This is a genomic window from Paraburkholderia sp. SIMBA_053 (genome assembly GCF_046534895.1).
Classification (GTDB): domain Bacteria; phylum Pseudomonadota; class Gammaproteobacteria; order Burkholderiales; family Burkholderiaceae; genus Paraburkholderia; species Paraburkholderia caledonica.
The window spans coordinates 1-234 of sequence record NZ_JAWRXU010001752.1 but is presented as its reverse complement, the minus strand read 5'-3'; the positions used below and the strand labels follow the sequence as shown (position 1 = coordinate 234).

The window sequence follows — 234 nt, the reverse complement described above, 5'->3', positions numbered from 1 at the left end:
ACTTGCAGGTGAAGCTGATGGCCGCGATCGAAGCGAATCCGGTGCTGCGCCAGTTCAAGCAGCAGATTCGCATCGACTCGACGCTGACCGGCTTGCGCATCGAGATCGTCGACTCGCAGAAGCGGCCGATGTTCGCGACCGCGAGAGATCAGGTGGAGCCGTACATGCGCCACATTCTGCGCGAGATCGGCCACACGCTGAACGACGTGCCGAACCGGATCATCGTGCAGGGTC

General features: G+C 62.0%; 1 pseudogene. It reads left to right on the top strand.

From position 1 onward, the window contains the following. A pseudogene (locus SB753_RS41525) lies at positions 1–234 on the top strand (motility protein MotB); the annotation flags it as partial.